The following is a 13843-nucleotide window of genomic DNA, read 5'->3' as shown; positions in this document are numbered from 1 at the left end:
CGCTGACGTGTCCCTCAGCCCGTCGCATGACCCTAAGGATCCACCAGTGAACAAGCCCGTCGTTCTGGTCGCAGAGGAGCTGTCGGAAGCGGGTCTCGCCGTGCTCGGCGCAGACTTCGAAGTCCGTCACACCGACGGCGCCGACCGCTCGCAGTTCCTACCCGCGCTCGCCGACGTGGACGCGCTCATCGTCCGCTCCGCCACCCAGGTGGACGCCGAGGCCATCGCCGCGGCGCCCAAGCTGCGCGTCGTCGCCCGGGCCGGTGTCGGCCTCGACAACGTCGACGTCGAGGCGGCGACGAAGGCCGGGGTCATGGTCGTGAACGCGCCCACCTCCAACATCACCAGTGCCGCAGAACAGACGATCGCGCTCATCCTGGCCAGCGCGCGCAACACCGCGCAGGCTCACGCCGCGCTCAAGAACGGTGAGTGGAAGCGGTCCAAGTACACCGGCGTCGAGCTCGACGAGAAGATCGTCGGCATCCTCGGTCTCGGCAAGATCGGCCAGCTCGTCGCGCAGCGGCTGCAGCCGTTCGGTGTCGAGCTGATCGCCTACGACCCCTACCTGCCTCCGGCCCGCGCCGCGGCCATGGGCGTCAGGCTGGCCGGCCTCGACGAGGTCATCAGGACGGCCGACTTCCTGACCGTGCACCTGCCGAAGTCGAAGGAGACCATCGGCCTCATCGGCGACAAGGAACTGCACGAGGTCAAGCCGTCGGTGCGGATCATCAACGTGGCCCGCGGCGGCATCGTCGACGAGGCCGCGCTGTACTCCGCGATCAAGGAGGGCCGCGTGGCGGGCGCGGGCCTCGACGTGTTCGCCAAGGAGCCCTGCACCGACAGCCCGCTGTTCGAGCTGGACCAGGTCGTCGCCACCCCGCACCTCGGCGCCTCCACGCACGAGGCGCAGGAGAAGGCGGGCACGCAGGTCGCGCGCAGCGTCAAGCTCGCCCTCGCCGGCGAGTTCGTTCCCGACGCGGTCAACGTCCAGGGCGGCGTGGTCGCCGAGGAAGTCAAGCCCGGCCTGCCGCTCGCCGAGAAGCTGGGCCGCGTGTTCACCGCGCTCGCCGGTGAGACCGCCACCAAGCTCGACATCGAGGTGCGCGGCGAGATCGCCTCGCAGGACGTGCGGGTGCTGGAGCTGGCCGCGCTCAAGGGCGTCTTCACCGACGTCATCGAGGACGCGGTGACCTACGTGAACGCGCCGCTGCTGGCCAAGGAGCGCGGGCTGACCGTCGAGCTGGTCACCAGCTCGGAGAGCCCCGACTGGCGCAACGTCGTCGGCGTCCGCGGCGTGCTGGCCGACGGCCGGACCGTCTCGGTGTCGGGCACGCTCTCGGGGCCGCGCCAGGTCACCAAGATCGTCGAGGTCAACGGCTACGAGATGGAGATCGAGCCGACCGACCATCTGGCCTTCTTCACCTACACCGACCGGCCGGGCATCGTCGGCGTCGTGGGTCACCTGCTGGGCGAGAAGGGCATCAACATCGCCTCCATGCAGGTGGCGCGGGACGTCAAGGGCGGCAAGGCGCTGATCGCGCTGACCGTCGACTCGGCGATCCCCGCCGACGTGGTGGACCAGATCGTGGGCGAGATCGGCGCCGACAGCGGGCGCTCGGTGGACCTCACCGACTGACGGCCGCTCGCGTCACGACGCCCTCCCGCCCTGTGGCGCGGGAGGGCGTTCTTCTTGCCGTCATCTCCCGGTTCCCTGCGCCGTACGGCACGCCGTGCCACGCGCCTCCGTGGCCACCGGCCGCCCTCCGTCCAGGGGACGCTCCTCGGGAGCGCTCGCGCGCCACCGCAACGGCGTCTCAAATAGTGAGATATTCGGACGTCCTACGAGACAGCCGGGGCCGTGCCAGGTACTTTGGAATGGATGCGCTGGGTACTCGTCATTCTTACCAGCCGCGACGGGGCCTGTTAGGGCAGGTCGGCCACCCGTCGCGGTGAGCGGCGTCGTGTCGGCCTTAAGCCCCCTCCGTCCGGTCCGTGATCCGGACCGCACGAGACCAGGCCCGGTCGGATTCGCGACCGGGATCCGACGTCCGATCCACTCGCGTCCGCGAAAAGAGATGAGTCACGTGTACGACATGTATCCATGGAACCGCGCCGAAGATCACGATGAGGAGGCGGCGGAGGCCGTCCAGACCGCGCTGGACCGCAGGGACAACGGCGGCTCCCCCTCCCCCCGCTGAACGGGGCCACCCGGTGGAGTTCCCCCTGCTCCACCGGGGTGAACCCACTCGCCTTCGAACCGCATGAGCCCGGGAATCACAGGAGACGACCGTCTCCTGTGATTCCCGGGCTCATGCGCGCGCCTGAACCTCCGGAAGGCTCCGCGGAACGGGGTGTCTCCGGGAGCCTTCGGATCTTCACGTCTTTCGCGGCCGCTGACGGTGTTCTCCGTCATGCGACAGCGCCAGGGAGTCCTCGTGTCTCCGTGCCAGTCGTGGGGCCGGAGTGCTGGAACCTCCCGCGAGTTCGGCGGCCCGGGCCTAGAAGGTGGCCCGCAGCGACATGGGGGCCGCCTCGGTCTTCACCTCGACCAGTCGCCGGGACTGCGCCACGCCCTTCGGGTCAGGCCGTACCGCGCCGACGAACGCCTGGCGGCGCCACGGGCTGAGCTTCTCCTCCTTCACCACGTCGCCGCTGCGCGGCGCGTGCACCATGTAGCCGTCCTTGGAGATCATCCCGACGTGCCCGAGGTTGCTGAAGAAGACCAGGTCGCCGGGCTTCAGGTTCTCCCACTTGATCTTCTTGTCGAATGCCTGGTACTGGTCGCGTGCCACGCGGGGAAGCTCGATCCCCGCCTTCTCGTAGGCCCTCAGCATCAGTCCCGAGCAGTCGTAGCCGCTCGGGCTGGTGCCGCCCCAGACGTACGGGGTGCCCCGTTTGGACATCGCGAACTTCAGTGCGATCTGCCATGCGGGCTTGGGTATCTGCTTGAGCTGGGCCTTCTTGATGTCCGCTCCGGTGATGGTCATCGTGCGAGCGGGGTCGCCCTGTACGGGCTTGGTGTCGTCAGGTTGGACCGACTGGCTCTTCAGGGTCTCGACCTGGATGGGGGTGGCCGACGCGGGGGAGGCGGCGGCGGCTGATCCTGCGGCGAGGAGGCCACCGAGGACGGCGGCCGTGACGATGCGAGACAGGGGAATGTCCTTCCACGGGGCCGACCGGGTTAGCTGACGGGCTCGGGCGTGGAAGCCGCCCTACGGCATGGGGGTGCCGATTCGCCCCAAGGGGGAATGGGTCCCCGGCTCCGTGCGAACGTCGCAGCGGATTAGGCTGGCAGGGACTCTAACGAAAGGGTCAAAAGACCGCAAACCCGACAAAACGCCGTGTCCGGAAAATGAGATGCGGTGTTCGACAGCCGAGACGACCCGGTAAGGTACCGGCCATGGAGTCGCGCAACATTCGTCTGGCCGTCATTCCCGGTGACGGGATCGGCACCGAGGTCGTCGCCGAAGGGCTCAAGGTCCTGGAGGCGGTCGGCGCCAAGATCGACACCACTCACTACGATCTGGGTGCCACCCGTTACAACGCCACCGGTGAGACCCTCACCGACGAAACCCTGCAGGAACTGCGCGGCTACGACGCCATCCTGCTCGGCGCGATCGGCGACCCGAGCGTCCCGCCAGGGATCCTCGAGCGCGACCTGCTGCTCCGACTCCGCTTCGAGCTCGACCACTACGTCAACCTGCGCCCGGTGAAGCTCTTCCCCGGCGTGGAGACCCCGCTGGCCGACACCCGCCCCGAGGACATCGACATGATCGTCGTCCGCGAGGGCACGGAGAGCCTCTACGCCGGCGCCGGCGGCGTCCTGCGTCGCGGCACCCCGCACGAGGTCGCCACCCAGGACTCCCTCAACACCGCCTTCGGCGTCGAGCGTGTGATCCGCTACGCCTTCGCCAAGGCCGCCGAGCGTCCCCGCAAGAAGCTCACGCTGGTCCACAAGACCAACGTGCTCGCCTACGCGGGCGACCTCTGGATGCGCACCCTCAACCGGGTCGCCGCGGACTTCCCCGACGTCACCACCGAGTACCAGCACGTCGACGCCGCCTCGATGTTCTTCGTCAACCAGCCGGAGCGCTTCGACGTGATCGTCACCGACAACCTGTTCGGCGACATCATCACCGACATCGGCGCCGCCATCGCCGGCGGCATCGGCCTGGCCGCCAGCGGCAACATCAACCCCGACAGGACCGCGCCCAGCATGTTCGAGCCGGTCCACGGCAGCGCGCCCGACATCGCGGGCCAGGGCAAGGCCGACCCGACCGCCACCATCCTGTCCGTCGCCATGATGCTCGACCACCTCGGCCTGACCGAGGAGGCGGCCCGCGTCGAGCAGGCCGTCGCCGACGACATCGTGGAACGCCTGGCGGGATGGGCCGGCCGTACGACGCACGAGATCGGTGACGACATCACCGCACGAGTAGCCGGCGGCGCCTGACCGCCTGCCACTCAGCACCACAGGCGGCCTGGCGCCCTTCGGCCGGGTCCATACTGTCCTGGATCCGGCGAGCGCGTAGCCGCCTGGATACCACATTGAGCGCCTGGCGGCTCGCGAGATCGCCAGGCGTTTGCTGTAAGTTCCCGTTACCCGGTTCATCGCAAAATGGACTCAGGGCAAATCTCGCGAAAAGAGAAGGATTTCCGTCATGACCACCGCTCAGAAGCTCAGCTTCGATGTGCAGCTCTCCGACCACGCTCGCACTGCGGCGGAGCGTGAGCAGGTACTGGCGAGCCCGGGGTTCGGGCAGACCTTCACCGATCACATGATCTCGATCGACTACACCGAGGGCAGGGGCTGGCACGACGCGCGGCTCATGCCGTACGGGCCGCTCGTCCTCGACCCCGCGACCTCGGTCTTCCACTACGCGCAGGAGCTGTTCGAGGGACTCAAGGCCTACCGCCAGACCAACGGGTCGATCGCCACGTTCAGGCCGTACGCGAACGCCGCCCGCTTCAACGCCTCCTGCGTCCGGATGGCCATGCCCGAACTGCCCGAGGACACCTTCGTCGAGTCCCTGGACCTGCTCGTCCAGACCGACCGCGAGTGGGTCCCCACCACCGAGGGACACAGCCTCTACCTGCGGCCCTTCATCATCGCGACCCAGGTCGGGCTGGGCGTCAACTACCCGTCCAAGACCTACAAGTACATGGTCATCGCCTCGCCCGCCGCCTCCTACTTCAGCGGCGGCGTGCAGCCGGTGTCGGTGTGGCTGTCCACCGAGTACACCCGCGCCGCCCCCGGCGGGACCGGCGCGGCCAAGTGCGGCGGCAACTACGCCGGCGCCTTCGTCGCCCAGCGCGAGGCTGTCGCTAACGGGTGCGACCAGGTGGTCTGGCTCGACTCCAACGAGCACAGGTACGTCGAGGAGATGGGCGGGATGAACCTGTTCTTCGTCTTCGGCAACAAGCTCTTCACCCCCGCGCTGACCGGCACCCTGCTGCCCGGCATCACCCGCGACTCCATCCTGTCCCTGGCCGCCGACCTGGGACTGGAGGCCGAGGAGGGCCGCATCTCGATCGAGGAGTGGCAGGCCGGGTGCGAGTCCGGCGAGCTCACCGAGGTGTTCGCGTGCGGCACGGCGGCGGTCGTGACCCCGGTCGGGTCGGTGAAGGGCGCCGACCGCGCCTGGACGATCGGCGACGGCACGCCGGGTCCGGTGACCATGAAGGTGCGTGAGGAACTGCTGGGCATCCAGTACGGCACGCGTCCCGACACCCACCACTGGATCCACAAGCTCTCCTGACCTCGTTCGTCCGTTGAGCCCTTCCCCGGGCGCGTAGCGTCTTCGCGCTCCGGGGCTCGTGGCCGTCGCCCGGACCTGCAGGTCTCCCACCTGCGAGGACGTGATCAGGGGTCGCTCGCGACCAGCGCGTCGCCGACGGCCAGCCTGCCGGGGCGCAGGACGGACAGCTTGACGCCGAACGCGATCCCGCCCTCGGCCGCCCTGCGGTAGGTGGCGAGCGTGCGCAGCGGCTCGGGGCCCGCCTTCGTCCCCGTGCGCTGGTCGACCATCGTGACGGCGCATCTGATGGCCCGCTTGGCGAAGCCCAGTTCGGTGTCCCCGATGCGGACGTGGCCGATCAGGTCTTCCAGGTGGGGTTCGTCCCATCCGTCGATCACGATGTTGGGCCGGAAACGTGACATCGGAAGGGAAGAAGCGCCCAGCCGCCGGTTGAGCTCGTCCAGCGAGGCCTGGGAGATGGCGTGGACGGGGCTGCTGTCGGCGTATCCGGACGTCCCCGGTGTCCGGCCGTCGGTCACCCTGTCGTGGTCGGGCGGGACCCTCACGAGCCTGCTGGGCACGGCGAGCACACGGGAGAGCCATTCCGCGGCACGCTCGCCCTGGTCGATGCCCCGGTAGGGGGCGCCGAACAGGACGACGTCCCTGCGCGCCGCGTCGAGATCCACGTCGAGGTGCAGGTCGGCGACGCCTGGCGCGCTCAGCGCGAGTCGCGTGCCGTCGGCCTCGACGGCGGGCCGGATGACGGCCAGCCGCGGGTCGCGGCGCTGGCTGCGGAACCCGCCCGACGGGTCGGTGACCATGAAGCTGCGGTCGTGCGCGAGTCCCGCCCGGGTGAGCGGCGACACGCGGGCGGGCACGCCCGCGCAGCCTTTGACCGGGTACGAGATCAGCCCGCCTACCGTTGCCATGAAGGTGCCCCGTTTCTGTCAGGTACGCGCCGGAAGGCTACGGCCGGGTGTCCGCACGAGGCCAGAGAAGGCGCGGTTATCTGACAGAAGTTCGTCACATTTGAGGGCTTCGATGCGTGGCGACGAAGTCGAGCACCCGCCGCCAGGCGTCGGCGCAGGCCTCCACGAAATCCTGCGCGGTGAGCTCGAAGAAGCCGTGCGGCGCGCCAGGGTAGGTGACGAACTCATGCGGGCATCCCGCTTCGGTCAGCGCCTCGTCGAAGGCGCCGACCATGGCGGCCGGGATGCCGTCGTCCGCTCCGCCCCACAGGGCCAGGATCGGCGTGGACAGATCGGCGGCGAGCTGGATGGGCCCTGGCGCGCCGTTGATCGGACCGGGGAAGCCGTAGAAGCCGACCGAGCCCGCCAGGCCGAACCGGGTGGCGGCGGACCGGAAGGCCTGGCGGCCGCCGAAGCAGAAGCCCAGGGAGAACAGGTCCAGGGCGCCGATCGAGCGCAGCCGGTCGGTGGCCGCGGTGATGTCGGCGTCGAGACCGGCGGGAGTGAGTTCTCCGAGATGCCGCATGAGATTTCCCATCGAGGTGAATTCGGCGTCGCGATGTGCGTAATCGGTGCCCGCGGTCCGGCCGAAATAGTCGATGGCGATCGCCGGATGCCCCTGTTCTGCCAGGCGGGTGGTGAGGGTCTCGTAGAAAGGGGAGAGGCCGTTGTTGTCCGGCAGGACGAGCACGCCCGCCCCGGACGGCTGTTCGGGGCGGGCGAGAAAAGCCGCGAAAAGGGTGCCGTCGGCGGAGGTGAGCGTCACCGGCCCGGCCGCCGCGACCCTGGTGACAGCGGGGGCGTGGACGGGTGGGACGGCGTCGGCGTCGTAGCACATGGGGATTCCTTGTCGTGGGTCCGAATAACCGCACGAAAGGCTAACAAGGAATTCAGGATATGACGTTCATCATATCAGGTAAAAGTAATATTCAACAGTTCTTGTCGATAGAGATTTGGTCACTCTTAATGGCGCTGCTCACGGGCCGCCGCCCATTCGGATTTCGTCAACGCGTATTCGACCTCGCCGTGCTCCGACCCTTCGATGGCCTCGGGCCAGTCCTCGAAGAACGTGCGCACGAACGTCAGCCCCGACTTCTCCATCACCCTTCTGGACCCGGTGTTCACCGCCATCGTGTAGGCGGTCACGCGCTCCACGCCCTGCTCGGTGAACCCTCGATCGATCAGCGCGCGCGATCCCTCGGTGCCGTAGCCCTTGCCCCAGGCCGACCTCCGCAGCCGGTAGCCGAGCTCGAGCTCCCCCGGAGGGGCGTCCTTCCCCGGCCTGAAATGGAACCAGCCGATGAACTCCCCTGTGGCCTTCTCCTCGGCGGCCCAGAAGCCGAACCCGCCCGGACGGTCGTAGTAGGCCAGGAGCGCGGGCAGCCCGACATCCCTGATCTCCTCGCGAGGCACGGGCTTGCCGCCGTTGAGGAAGCGCATGACCTCAGGGTCGTTGTTCAGCGCGAACAGGTTGTCCAGATCGTCCTCGGTGAGTCGGCGCAGGGTCAGCCGCTCGGTCTCCAGCGTGATGTGCACGCCACGCATTCTGCCCCGACGAAACTAGCCGGGTGAATCGGTTTCGGCTCGCCGGAGCCGATGAGCGAGCGGGTGTCCAGGGTGAGCGCCCACGGCTCCGGCAGCTGGACAGGCGTGCCGAGGTCCGCCCGGACGTGCCTGCGGTATCCCTCGTCCGCCGGCAGGCTGTGGAGAGTGGCGGTGCCCGCTTCAGGATCGACGACCAGGTGGAGGGGGACGCCCGCTCTGGCGTGCTCGCGCGGCTTGGTGACGCGGTCGTCGTGAACGCTGCAGGCCGCGACGACATCGACGACGAGGTGCGTGTCCTCGCCGTGAACCTCGCCGGCTCCCCGCATACGCGGCCCGCGGGGGACGACGACCAGGTCGGGAACGTAGCGATCGGCCCGCGCGCCGAGAAAGACCGTGATGTCGGTGTGGACCGTCCAGCCTTGCTCGACGACCTTGTCGGCGAGCAGCTTGAGCAGGGTGGCGACGAGCTCGGTCTGGCGGCGGGTCGGCGCGTCGTTCACCACGATCCTGCCGTCGATGAGCTCCACGCGGTGGCCGGGGAGGAGTGAGCGGGCGCGATCCCACATCGTGACCGCTCGTCCGCGGTCTGTGCTGGGGGAGCGGTGGGTGGTCGACACGTCACCGATGGTAGCAGGACGGTTCGCTAGTTCTTTCGAATCATCGTCAGCCCGTCCGCCATGGGAAGGATCACCGACGTCACGCGCGGGTCGTTCTTCACCAGGTCGTTGAACTCGCGGATCCCCCGCGTCGTCGCGTCCTCGTAGGAGGGGTCGGCGACGTAGCCGCTCCACAGCGTGTTGTCCACCATGATCAGCCCGCCGTGCCGCAGCCGGTCCATCACCAGCTCGTAGTAGGTCGGGTACTGCGCCTTGTCCGCGTCGATGAAGGCCAGGTCGATCTCCTCGTCCAGCGCGCGCAGGGCGTCGGCCGCCGGCCCGATGGTGAGCGTGATCCGCGAGGAGACCCCCGCCTTCTCCCAGTACCGCTTGGCGATCGAGGTCCATTCCTCGCTGACGTCGAAGCAGCGCAACCGCCCGCCGGACAGGCCGCGGGCGATGCAGAGCGAGGAGTAGCCGGTGAAGGTGCCGACCTCCACGGCGAGGGCGGGGCGGACGAGCTGGGTGATCATGGTGAGGAAGCGGCCCTGGTCGGGCGTGATCTGCATGCCCGCGTGGGCGCCGGTGACCTCGCGCGTCTCGGCGGCCAGCTCGTCCAGCAGGTCGTCGGCCGGAGTGGCGTGGGCCATGATGTACTGCCCGACGGCGGGCGAGAGGTAGGACGCCTTCATGGGTCCCATTCTCCCGCCGAGATAGGCTGACACGCGGTCAAAAGTGGATCTTATGGGCGGAGCCATACGTGGAGTTGACGGTTGAGAGGCGGGGTCGTTCCCGACTGGTGGGCGCTTTCGTGGCGCTGGCCGTACTCGCGGGAATGCTGATCATCGCCGGTCTCCCGAAGGGGAGCGCCGCGCAGGAGGTGAGGCTCGTCCGGCAGGCCGACGGGTCGATGCTGCTGGCCAGGCCGGGTGTCAGCGCCCCGGTGCTCGACGTGTTCGAGGACTTCGACTGCCCCTACTGCAAGCAGCTGCACGACACCTCGCAATCCCGTCTCGAGCAGATGGTCGACGAGGGCAGGCTCATGGTCGTCTTCCACACCGTGACGATCTTCACGGAGGAGCCGTCGCGCTCGAACTCCATCAGGGCCGCGGCCGCCGCGCGCTGTGTCCCCTCGGCCAACTGGCTGGCCTTCCGCTCCCAGCTGTACGGCATCCAGCCGGCGCCGCACGGCGAGGCGTCGGGCTACACGGTGGCGGAGCTCGTCGCCGCGGGCGAAAAGGCGGGCGTGACGGACTCGGCGTTCGCGGAGTGCGTGACCTCCCAGCGCCACGCCGAGCGCCACCTCGAGGACAACTCCAGGATCAGGATCGACGGCACCCCCACGTTGCTGCTCGACGGGCAGCCCATCCGGGACCTGTCGGTTCTCGACCAGCAGGGCACCTCGGTATGACGTCCCGGCATATGAGATCGATGTGCCAAATGGTGAATCCGTATGGCAGACTCACAAGCACCATGTACTTCGGTCTGCTCATTATCGGCAGGCGCGCTGGCTGACAAAGGACAGAGCCAGCGCGCAGACCTCTCACGTCCGTGAGGGGTCTTTTTCTTTTCCTCAGGAGATCTCGATGGCCGACGACCGTTTCCACGTCTACGACACCACGCTGCGAGACGGCGCACAGCAGGAGGGCTTGAACCTCAGCGTCGCCGACAAGCTCGCTGTCGCGCGGCACCTGGACGGCCTGGGCGTCGGCTTCATCGAGGGGGGCTGGCCCGGCGCCAACCCCAAGGACACAGAGTTCTTCAGGCGCGCTCGAACAGAGCTCGACCTGAAGCACGCGCAGCTAGCCGCGTTCGGCGCGACCCGCCGGGCCGGTGTGAAGGCAGCCGACGACCCATTGGTGGCCGCTCTGCGCGAATCCGGCGCGCCGGTCGTGACCCTTGTCGCCAAGAGTCACGACCGGCACGTGGAGCTGGCCCTCCGCACGAGCCTCAAGGAGAACCTCGCGATGATCCGCGATACGGTTTCTCACCTTCGTGCGGGGGGACAGCGTGTCTTCCTCGACGCCGAGCACTTCTTCGACGGCTACATCTCCAACCCAGCGTACGCGCTGGAGGTGCTCACGACCGCCGCCGAGGCGGGGGCCGACGTCATCGCCCTGTGCGACACCAACGGCGGCATGCTGCCCGACGAGCTCGCCGAGGTCGTCCACGCGGCCGTGCAGACCAGCGCCCGCGTCGGCATCCACTGCCACGACGACACCGGCTGCGCGGTCGCCAACACGCTCGCCGCCGTCAAGGCGGGCGCCACGCACGTGCAGGGCTGCGCCAACGGTTACGGCGAGCGCTCCGGCAACGCCAACCTCTTCAGCGTCGTCGCCAACCTCCAGCTCAAGCGCGGCTTCGACCTCGTGCCGCCGGAGGCGCTGGCCGACATGACCCGCATCGCGCACGCGATCACCGAGGTCACCAACGTCACGCCCAACTCCCACGCGCCCTACGTGGGCACCTCCGCCTTCGCGCACAAGGCGGGCCTGCACGCCAGCGCCATCAAGGTCGACCCCAACCTCTACCAGCACATCGATCCCGCGAAGGTCGGCAACGACATGCGCATGCTGGTCTCCGACATGGCCGGGCGCGCCTCGGTCGAGCTCAAGGGCAGGGAGCTGGGCTACGAGCTGACCCCAGAGTCCACCAAGACGCTGGTGGGCAGGGTGAAGGACCTGGAGGCCAAGGGCTACACGTTCGAGGCCGCCGACGCCTCCTTCGAACTGCTCCTGCGCGACACCGTCCACGGCGCGCGCAAGCGCCACTTCGAGGTCGAGTCGTGGCGGGTGATCGTGGAGCGCACGAAGGGCGGCGAGGTGGTCAGCGAGGCCACGGTCAAGGTCCACGCCAAGGGGGAGCGCATCGTCGCCACCGGCGAGGGCAACGGCCCCGTCAACGCGCTCGACAAGGCGGTCAGGTTCGCGCTGGAGAAGCTCTACCCCGAGCTGGCCAAGCTGGAGCTGGTCGACTACAAGGTCCGCATCCTGGAGGGCTCGCACGGCACGGGCGCCATCACCCGCGTCCTCATCACCTCGAGCGACGAGAGCGGCGAGTGGGCGACCGTCGGGGTCGACGAGAACATCATCGAGGCCAGCTGGCAGGCGCTGGAGCAGGCCGTCACGTTCGGTCTCCTGCGCTCGGGCCGGGAGCTGTAACACGCGGTCCCCGCGGCGGCACGCCCCCAGAGCCGCCGCGCGTCGCCTACCCAGGGTGTGACCGCCCAGGGCCGCCGCGTCGCCTGTCCCGGGGTGTGACGACCCCGCCCCGGGCCGCCGCGTCGCCTGCCCCGGAGCGGCACCGGTCCGCCCCGGGGTTCCGCGCGCGGCGGCTAGAAGATCGAGGCCTTGAAGGTGACCGGGCCGTCAGCCGTCTGTACGGTCACCTTCCCGCCACCGCACGACACCTTGGGCTGGTCGGTCCCCGGCACGATCACCGTCAGGATCGAACGACCGGCAGGCGAGACGACCACGGTGGCCGGGTTCTTGGCCATGTACGTGGGTGACACCCAGCCGAGCTTCCCGCCCCGCTCCACCTTCTGCCCGCCCAGCGGCGCGCAGCCGTCCAGCTGCACCAGGCTGACCTTGAACTTCCCGTCGCCCAGCACGACCTTGCCGCCGCCGTTCGAGACCTCCTTGAGCGCGGAGTCGAAGCGCCAGATGTTGCCGACCTTCTTGCCGCCGCCCGCCGTGTCCAGGACGGCCATGACGTCCTGGTCGTGGTTGACGAGCACCGACCTGGTACGGCTCACGCCGTACGCCTTGTCGGTGAGCCGGTAGCGCTGGCGGTCCTTGTCGTAGGAGGTCCTGGTCAGCTTGGTGGCGGTCCTGGGCCTGAAGCGGGCGCCGGCCACGGTCGGCACGTTGTGCGCCTCGGGGGACATGGTCCAGTACCTGTAGCGGGTGGACTCGTAGGAGTGGAAGCCGGTGTCGACGAGCACGTCCCTGCCGTGGGCGTAGTAGGTGACGCCGAGGTGGTCCTCGTGGCCGTGGAACTTGGTGCCCGGGCCGAACCTGATGGAGTAGAAGGCCGACTCGGGCTTGTTCCAGGACGTCCTGCCGTACACGTAGCCGGCCCTGAAGACCTTGGTCTTCTCGGAGGGGCTGGCGAAGCCGGTGGGCTCGTGGTCGGCGCCGCCGTCGCCGATGGGCACCATGTAGCCGTTGGGCCTGGTGGAGTGCATGATGAAGCCACCGAGCCTGCCCCAACGGTCGGAGATCTCGCCCGGCACCTTGCGGCCGCAGTCCTTGAGGTTGTCCATCGCGACCTTGAGCCGGTCGTGGACGTAGATCGCGTAGCGGGGAGCCTGCTCCATGAGCGCTCCCTGCGAGTCGATGTCGAGCCGCACGGTCTTGGTGAGCCGCTTGATCGCGTGGTCCTGCCAGCGCCTGTCGCCCAGGCGGCAGCCGATGCCGAGCAGCGCGATGTCCTGGTCGATGCCGTGGTTGTGGCCCCACTCGTACAGGCGGTCGTCGCCGAGCACCCTGGCGTGCTCGGCCAGGCTCGCCTTGAGCCAGGGGGCGTCGACGTGCTTGCTCAGGCACACCAGCGCGGGGGCGCGCAGCGCGATCGGGTGCTCGGCCCACGCGTAGGGGCTGGCGGCGCCGCGGCGCGGATTGTCCTTGACCCAGTCCTTGGCGATCTCGGTGGCCCTGGCGAGGTAGCGCTCCTCGCCGTTGCCCTCGTACTCGGCGACCAGCCGGCCCATCCAGCGCAGCGAGTGGAACACCATGGCCCACGAGCGGTTGTTGTAGGGGTTGGCGCGCCAGTTGACGTCCTGGCCGACCTTGACGGGCGGCAGGTCCAGGAAGGAGATCTCGCCCTTCATCACCTCGCCGGCCGTCGGAGTGGCGGGCAACCAGTCGCCCTGGCACTCGGGCGTGCGTTTCACCGCCGCGCTCGCCGGGTGGATCAGCCCTCCGAGGGCGAGCAGGAGGGCAAGGGGGATAGCGAGGCGGCGCACGCCAGATCCTTCCGGGCAGAACCGAGGGGG

13 protein-coding genes and 1 riboswitch are annotated in these 13843 nt (G+C 68.9%); of the genes, 6 read left to right on the top strand and 7 right to left on the bottom strand.

Going from position 1 to position 13843, the window contains the following annotated elements:
- Positions 1–46 precede the first annotated feature (46 nt).
- Together serA and ACFSKW_RS31480 are read left to right on the top strand one after the other, a co-directional pair.
- A complete protein-coding gene (gene serA, locus ACFSKW_RS31485; RefSeq protein WP_379576103.1) occupies positions 47–1636 on the top strand; it encodes a phosphoglycerate dehydrogenase in 1590 nt (529 codons plus the stop codon).
- A gap of 439 nt (positions 1637–2075) precedes the next feature.
- Positions 2076–2198, top strand: coding sequence for a hypothetical protein (locus tag ACFSKW_RS31480; protein WP_379576102.1), 123 nt, complete (start codon positions 2076–2078; stop codon positions 2196–2198).
- Positions 2199–2498: 300 nt separating this feature from the next.
- Here ACFSKW_RS31480 and ACFSKW_RS31475 read toward each other — a convergent pair whose 3' ends face one another.
- The gene (locus tag ACFSKW_RS31475) at positions 2499–2987 is read right to left on the bottom strand and encodes a C40 family peptidase (protein WP_379576101.1); all 489 of its coding nucleotides are present in this window, start codon (positions 2985–2987) and stop codon (positions 2499–2501) included.
- A 168-nt stretch (positions 2988–3155) separates the two neighbouring features.
- Positions 3156–3300, bottom strand: a riboswitch (cyclic di-AMP (ydaO/yuaA leader).
- Between the two features lie 100 nt (positions 3301–3400).
- Here ACFSKW_RS31475 and ACFSKW_RS31470 point away from each other — a divergent pair.
- Together ACFSKW_RS31470 and ACFSKW_RS31465 are read left to right on the top strand one after the other, a co-directional pair.
- Entirely contained in the window at positions 3401–4453 is a 1053-nt protein-coding gene (locus ACFSKW_RS31470; protein ID WP_379576100.1) for a 3-isopropylmalate dehydrogenase, read from the top strand.
- Positions 4454–4661: 208 nt separating this feature from the next.
- Entirely contained in the window at positions 4662–5759 is a 1098-nt protein-coding gene (locus ACFSKW_RS31465; RefSeq protein ID WP_379576099.1) for a branched-chain amino acid aminotransferase, read from the top strand.
- A 104-nt stretch (positions 5760–5863) separates the two neighbouring features.
- Here the strand turns inward: ACFSKW_RS31465 and ACFSKW_RS31460 are convergent, their stop codons facing one another.
- The 5 genes from ACFSKW_RS31460 to ACFSKW_RS31440 all read right to left on the bottom strand — a co-directional run bounded on the left by ACFSKW_RS31460 (position 5864) and on the right by ACFSKW_RS31440 (position 9539).
- Positions 5864–6667 (bottom strand): MOSC domain-containing protein, encoded by an 804-nt coding sequence (locus tag ACFSKW_RS31460; RefSeq protein WP_379576098.1) that lies wholly within the window; start codon positions 6665–6667, stop codon positions 5864–5866.
- Positions 6668–6761: 94 nt separating this feature from the next.
- A complete protein-coding gene (locus tag ACFSKW_RS31455; protein ID WP_379576097.1) occupies positions 6762–7544 on the bottom strand; it encodes a dienelactone hydrolase family protein in 783 nt (260 codons plus the stop codon).
- A gap of 125 nt (positions 7545–7669) precedes the next feature.
- Positions 7670–8251, bottom strand: a complete 582-nt coding sequence (locus ACFSKW_RS31450) for a GNAT family N-acetyltransferase (protein ID WP_379576096.1) — start codon at positions 8249–8251, stop codon at positions 7670–7672.
- Positions 8212–8868 carry a Uma2 family endonuclease gene (locus ACFSKW_RS31445; RefSeq protein ID WP_379576095.1) on the bottom strand — a complete coding sequence of 219 codons (657 nt, stop codon included), beginning with the start codon at positions 8866–8868 and terminating at the stop codon, positions 8212–8214. The genes ACFSKW_RS31450 and ACFSKW_RS31445 overlap by 40 nt, the downstream gene beginning before the upstream one ends.
- A gap of 26 nt (positions 8869–8894) precedes the next feature.
- Positions 8895–9539 carry an O-methyltransferase gene (locus tag ACFSKW_RS31440; protein ID WP_379576094.1) on the bottom strand — a complete coding sequence of 215 codons (645 nt, stop codon included), beginning with the start codon at positions 9537–9539 and terminating at the stop codon, positions 8895–8897.
- 107 nt (positions 9540–9646) lie between these two features.
- Here ACFSKW_RS31440 and ACFSKW_RS31435 point away from each other — a divergent pair, with 107 nt between their 5' ends.
- Together ACFSKW_RS31435 and cimA are read left to right on the top strand one after the other, a co-directional pair.
- Positions 9647–10258 carry a DsbA family protein gene (locus ACFSKW_RS31435; RefSeq protein ID WP_379576093.1) on the top strand — a complete coding sequence of 204 codons (612 nt, stop codon included), beginning with the start codon at positions 9647–9649 and terminating at the stop codon, positions 10256–10258.
- Positions 10259–10433: 175 nt separating this feature from the next.
- Entirely contained in the window at positions 10434–12008 is a 1575-nt protein-coding gene (gene cimA, locus ACFSKW_RS31430) for a citramalate synthase (protein WP_379576092.1), read from the top strand.
- Between the two features lie 173 nt (positions 12009–12181).
- On the opposite strand, the gene ACFSKW_RS31425 is transcribed toward cimA, so the two are convergent.
- Positions 12182–13813, bottom strand: coding sequence for a heparinase II/III domain-containing protein (locus ACFSKW_RS31425; protein ID WP_379576091.1), 1632 nt, complete (start codon positions 13811–13813; stop codon positions 12182–12184).
- Positions 13814–13843 lie beyond the last annotated feature (30 nt).

This window comes from Nonomuraea mangrovi, from assembly GCF_042681425.1.
GTDB classification, from domain to species: domain Bacteria; phylum Actinomycetota; class Actinomycetes; order Streptosporangiales; family Streptosporangiaceae; genus Nonomuraea; species Nonomuraea mangrovi.
The sequence above is the reverse complement of the archived record's forward strand: the minus strand, read 5'-3'. Positions and strand labels throughout refer to the sequence as shown.